The organism is Mesorhizobium sp., assembly GCF_004963255.1.
GTDB lineage: Bacteria > Pseudomonadota > Alphaproteobacteria > Rhizobiales > Rhizobiaceae > Mesorhizobium.
This window is the reverse complement of sequence record NZ_SUGA01000080.1, coordinates 1-3,202: the sequence shown is the minus strand read 5'-3', so window position 1 is coordinate 3,202 and position 3,202 is coordinate 1. Positions and strand designations below refer to the sequence as shown.

General features: G+C 66.3%; 3 protein-coding genes. 2 read left to right on the top strand and 1 reads right to left on the bottom strand.

The features are described 5' to 3' along the window. Positions 1-128 precede the first annotated feature (128 nt). Positions 129-533, bottom strand: a complete 405-nt coding sequence (locus tag E5X34_RS32435) for a VOC family protein (RefSeq protein WP_292573268.1) — start codon at positions 531-533, stop codon at positions 129-131. Between the two features lie 108 nt (positions 534-641). Between E5X34_RS32435 and E5X34_RS32430 the strand changes: the two genes are divergently transcribed. Both E5X34_RS32430 and E5X34_RS32425 read left to right on the top strand, forming a co-directional pair. After that, complete coding sequence (locus E5X34_RS32430; protein ID WP_292573265.1) at positions 642-1,340, top strand: YafY family protein; 699 nt, start codon at positions 642-644, stop codon at positions 1,338-1,340. A gap of 132 nt (positions 1,341-1,472) precedes the next feature. Then, entirely contained in the window at positions 1,473-3,128 is a 1,656-nt protein-coding gene (locus tag E5X34_RS32425; protein ID WP_292573263.1) for an acyl-CoA synthetase, read from the top strand. The last annotated feature ends 74 nt before the right edge of the window (positions 3,129-3,202 follow it).

The window sequence follows — 3,202 nt, the reverse complement described above, 5'->3', positions numbered from 1 at the left end:
ACCACGAAAACGCAAGTTTCAAGCCATGCCAACGCTATCTTAGCGCATATGCCCTTGTGGGGGAGATGTCCGGCAGGACAGAGGGGGGCGTGACAGAACGCGGCCTCGGAGATTGATGGCCATGCCTCTCACCGTTCGAATTTCCTGATCGCCTCTGCCGTCACCGGCGTGAAGAAATTGACCAGATTGCCGTCGGGATCGCGAAACAGCAGCGAGCGGTTGCCCCAGGGCATAGTCGTCGGCGCCTGCACCAGTGCGCCTTCAATGAGACCGCTCAGGCGTCGATATTCCTCATCCACATCAGCCACGCGGAACTCGATGATGGCGGTGCGATTTGCCGCCGGGCTTGCGACGTGGTCGCCGCCGAAGAGCTGAAGCGTGCGCGTGCTGCCGATCGCCAGCGTGCCCACATCCGTGACCAGTTCGGCGAAATCCTCGGTGTAGAGCGTGAGCTTGATGCCTGTCGCCGTCTCGTAGAAGGCGACGAGCCGCCTGACGTCGGCGGTGATGATGCGGGTCGAAACGAAATTCATTGGTCTTCTCCGTGGGCTGGCCGCGCGGCCGGACGCGCCCGTCCGCGCGCCTTGCCCCGGCTTGTGGACCAGGCCTGCTGCCAGCATAGTGGCAACAGGAGACTTGCCTTGCGCCGCGCCGACCGACTGTTCCAGATCATCCAGATCCTGCGGCGCTCGAGCCGGCCGATCACCGCCAGCCGGATCGCTGAAGAACTCGAAACCTCGCGCCGCTCGGTCTATCGCGACATTGCCGACCTGATCGGGCAGCGCGTGCCGATCCGGGGCGAACCCGGCCTCGGCTATGTGCTCGATCGCGACTACGACATGCCGCCGCTGATGCTGACGCCGGACGAGCTGGAGGCGGCGGTGCTCGGCGCGCAATGGGTGGCCGACAAGGGCGACCCGGTGCTGGCGGGCGCGGCGCGCGACCTGATCGCCAAGATCGCGACCGTCGTGCCCGAGCGGCTGCGTCCCTTCGTCAGCAATCCGACCGTCGGCGCGCCGCTCAGCCGCGCAAGCCTGCCGGACGGGCTGGATATCGCGAAGGCGCGGGCCTCGATCCGCAAGGGTCACAAGATCCGGATCCGCTACCGCAACGAACAGGGCGACGAGAGCGAGCGCGTCATCTGGCCGACGATGATCGGCTATGCCGAGACCATGCGGCTGCTTGCCGCCTGGTGCGAGCTGCGCCAAGATTTCCGCCATTTCCGCACCGACCGGATAACGGCCGCTACGTTCCTCGACGAGCGTATCGGCTGCCGGCCGGCAGAGCTGCACAGCCGCTGGAAACGGCATATGCAGGCGCAGGGCATCCAACTGCCTTAGCTCGCGGCGTAGGCAGCCACGTTCCTTCGCGCTGTGGAGGGCGACCTCACTCGCTTGCCAAGGGCCATTGACTTTCGCCGCAATCGACCGGCGCCAGGTTTTCAGGCAATCTCCATCCGAGGGAGGAACGCCATGACCAGGACGCGAGCGCTGCCGCGCTATGAGGATGCCGTCGCGCAATTTCGCATCGAGGACGAGATCGCGCGCCTGCACGGCGATCCGGCGACCGGCATCAACGCCTATGTCGAATGCTGCGGCCGCCATACCAGCCAAAACCGGCTGGCGCTGCGCGCGATCTCGGCCGGCGGCGAATTGCGCGAATATTCCTTCGAAGACCTCGCCGACATGTCGGGCCGTGTCGGCACCCTGCTCAAAAGTCTCGGCGTCGGCCCCGGCGATGTCGTGGCCGGCATGCTGCCGCGCATTCCAGAACTCGTGGCGCTGATCCTCGGCACATGGCGGATCGGCGCGGCCTACCAGCCGCTGTTCACCGCCTTCGGACCGAAGGCGGTCGAGCATCGCCTGAGCTATAGCAAGGCGAAGCTGGTGGTGACCAACCCCGCCAACCGCGGCAAGCTCGAGGAGGTGGAGATCCATCCGCGCATTGCCATCATCCTCGCACCCGGCGAGACGCCGCCCGCAGGCGACATCGATTTCCGCGCCGCGCTCGCCGCCGCCTCCCCCGACTGCGAGCCGGTGATGCGCAAGGGCTCGGACCTGTTCATGATGATGTCGACCTCCGGCACCACCGGGCACCCGAAAGGCGTGCCGGTGCCGCTCAGCGCGCTTCTTGCCTTCGGCGCTTATATGCGCGACGCGATCGGGCTTCGCCCCGACGACGTCTTCTGGAACATCGCCGATCCCGGCTGGGCCTACGGGCTCTACTACGCCATCACCGGGCCCTTGCTGCTCGGCATCGCCACCACCTTCTACGAAGGGGCCTTCAACGCCAAATCGACCTACGACATCATCGAGCGGCTGGGCGTCACCAGCCTAGCCGGCTCGCCGACGGCCTATCGCCTGCTGATGGCGGAAGGGCCCGAGGCTGCGGCCCGCGTCAAAGGAAAGCTGCGCGTGGTGAGCAGCGCCGGCGAGCCGCTCAACCCGGAAGTGATCCGCTGGTTCGACGCCCATCTCGCCGCACCGATCCACGACCATTACGGCCAGACCGAGAACGGCATGATGGTCAACAACCATCACGGGCTCAAGCATCCGGTACGCCCAGGCTCGGCCGGTTTCGCCATGCCGGGCTATCGCATGGTGGTGCTGGACGACGAAGGCAACGAGCTCGGCCCCAATCAGCCCGGCGTGCTCGCTGTCGATATCGCCAACTCGCCGCTGCGCTGGTTCGACGGCTACCATCAGGCGGAAACGCCGGCGATCGCCGGCGGCTATTATCGCACCGGCGACACTGTGGAGTACGAGCCGGACGGCTCGGTCTCCTTCATCGGGCGGGCCGACGACGTGATCACCTCGTCCGGCTACCGCATCGGGCCTTTCGATGTCGAAAGCGCGCTGATCGAGCACCCGGCGGTCAACGAGGCGGCGGTGGTCGGCGTACCAGATCCGCAGCGCACCGAGATCGTCAAGGCCTTCGTGGTGCTGGCGCCCGCTTACAAAGGCAGCGAAGCGCTCGCCGAGGAGCTCGCCCAGCATGTGAAGAAGCGGCTGTCGGCGCATTCCTATCCGCGTGAGGTCGAGTTCGTGAGCGAGCTGCCGAAGACGCCGAGCGGCAAGATCCAGCGGTTCCTCTTGCGCAAGGCGGAGGTCGAGAAGCGCAAGGCATAAGGCGCAGAGGCGGGAACTGCTGATCTCCCCCCTCGTGGGGGAGATGTCCGGCAGGACAGAGGGGGGCGCTGTCC